This window comes from Psychrobacter sp. MES7-P7E (genome assembly GCF_002863645.1).
Classification (GTDB): Bacteria; Pseudomonadota; Gammaproteobacteria; order Pseudomonadales; family Moraxellaceae; genus Psychrobacter.
In genome coordinates this window covers 1-2,086 of record NZ_PJBU01000031.1, presented here as the reverse complement: position 1 = coordinate 2,086, position 2,086 = coordinate 1, and the positions used below count along the sequence as shown (strand labels likewise).

At 39.1% G+C, this 2,086-nt stretch carries 1 protein-coding gene and 3 pseudogenes; 1 reads left to right on the top strand and 3 read right to left on the bottom strand.

Annotation, left to right across the window (positions count from 1 at the left end; all coding sequences use genetic code 11):
* The 3 genes and pseudogenes from CXF62_RS01325 to CXF62_RS01315 form a co-directional block, all read right to left on the bottom strand.
* A pseudogene (locus CXF62_RS01325) lies at positions 1-180 on the bottom strand (IS1595 family transposase); the annotation flags it as partial.
* Positions 181-382: 202 nt separating this feature from the next.
* Entirely contained in the window at positions 383-1,126 is a 744-nt protein-coding gene (locus tag CXF62_RS01320) for a TorF family putative porin (protein ID WP_071001644.1), read from the bottom strand.
* A 348-nt stretch (positions 1,127-1,474) separates the two neighbouring features.
* Positions 1,475-1,702 (bottom strand): annotated as a pseudogene (locus CXF62_RS01315) (threonine synthase); the annotation flags it as partial.
* Between the two features lie 173 nt (positions 1,703-1,875).
* On the opposite strand from CXF62_RS01315, the pseudogene CXF62_RS14985 reads away from it, so the two are divergent.
* Positions 1,876-2,022: pseudogene (locus tag CXF62_RS14985) on the top strand (DUF3817 domain-containing protein); the annotation flags it as partial.
* Positions 2,023-2,086: the final 64 nt, after the last annotated feature.

The window sequence follows — 2,086 nt, the reverse complement described above, 5'->3', positions numbered from 1 at the left end:
TTTTCTCAATTCTATACAGCCCCTATTCTCGTAAATAAGCAGTCTTAGCCTATGAAAGTAATAACTGGCTGTGGTTTTATTAACACCAATTAGGCTTGCTGCTGTTCTCGCGGTAGAACCGGCAACAAATAACTCGATGAGTCTGCTTTGTTTATACCAACTTAGTTTACTCTTTCTCATAGTGCTATCCTAAATAATTTTACTCATCTAGGACAGCCCCTTCTTTTTAATCTATTCAAACAATCTTTATTCGATATAAATATTAAGCATTTAACATGCCAAGACGTATTTAGAACCAATTCTCCATAAAAAAATCCTGCCTTGAAGTAAGACAGGATTTTTTTATCGCAAGGCTAATTTTCTAGCCTATGCTATTTACAACTTAGAATGCTTTAGTAATTGTAAATACAGCACCAGTCTCTACACCACGTTTGTACGGGTTGGTGTCGGCGTCAATATTTGTGCCGACAGCAGCAAGCTCAGCTGACAGGTCTTCAACAGAAGCAAAGCTGTAAGTCACACCAACTTTCCAGTCGATGTAGTTATCATCGCCACTAGCGTTATCACTGAAATCATAATCGTCAGCAGTGGTATAACCTAAGCTTGCTACACCACCGAAAGATGCGCTCAATGGCATGCTATAAGTCAGGTTTAAATACCATGCATCAGTATCTAAGCCAAAAAAATCATTAGTGAAATTCACGCTTGCAAGCAAACTGTCACCAACAGTGATGGTGTCTGCAAAACCTAGACGTGCATACAGCTCAAGCCAATTCAAATCAGAAGCACTTGGATAGCCGTAGTACCATAAACCGACATCTAAAACTGGTTTAGACGCCAAAGAGCCAAGTTCAGTGCTATAACCTACATATGGATCGAGCTCTAATGAGCTACCAAAGCCGACATTCGAGCCCCAGACACCTGCGTATAAGCCAGAGCTATGGGTTAATCCATAACCAACTTGAACGGCAGGGTCGCTTTCAGTTTGTGTCATACCACGATAGCGGTAATCTGAAGTCATTGCTGCAGTACCAGAGAATGATACATCGCTTTCAGCTGCCATAGTCAAGCCACTTGCACAAGTGAGTAAAGATGCAGCCACTAATGTAGAAAGTTTAAAGTTCATGTTGGTATTCCCCCAAGCTGTTTATTACAAATGTTCAAATCGAAATGATTTGACTCTGAACTTGTTATTGAAATAGCAAAGGGCGTGCCAACTTTATTAAGTTACTGTTTTATCTTATTTCTTTGCAATAAAACTGCAATAACTTACAAAACCAACTTTGAAGCATTATTGTATTGCACAAATATTGGGCGATTTATTGATTTTGCACCAAAACAAATCAAACTGTATCAAATTGTTTGTAAATAGGAATTATTCTTATACAGTTTATATTCTGCACGATGCAATAAAAAAAACCAACCGCAGTTGGTTGGCTTTTTAAGTATTTTCTTCTGAGCAAAGCATGAAAAATTATTTTTCCATATTTGATAGGATTGATGTTCTGACATCATCCAATGTGGCATTGATGGTGAGCATCACGGCATCGGCACATTGTTTGATCGCAGTGTCAGGATCTTTTAGACCATTACCCGTCACTGTGCAAACGATCACCGAACCTTCAGCGATTTTACCTGCTTTAATATCACGGATTGCACCGCCGATTGAAGCCGCCGATGCAGGCTCAACGAATACGCCTTTTACTTCTAATACTCTTGGATTAGGTTTGGTCATTTTTTATCCTTTTAGCTGTCTAGTTAACCCACTTTAAAAATGATACAGTGCTACTGGGATGAATTTTGTGCAGCCTCTGTGTAAGCAGCACGCAAAGAAAATTTATACCAGTAGCGCGTTTAAATCCATAACATTTTTACATTCAGCTGACTATAGGCTATCTAGAAGGCACCTCTTTCTTATTATTGCTCTTCATCGCCATGCCACTAAAATATATGATGGACATTCCAGAAGGTGTGAAATACATCGGTATGGCACACGGTATGTTGTTTATTACCTATATCATACCCCACTCTCAACTTCGAAAGTGATTGAAAAAAGAAGAGCACCTCACTAGGGTGTGTATAGAAC

Coding starts and splice junctions, on each gene's coding strand:
- CXF62_RS01320 (WP_071001644.1), bottom strand. CDS start 1,126: ATGAACTTTAAACTTTCTACATTAGTGGCTGCATCTTTACTCACTTGT.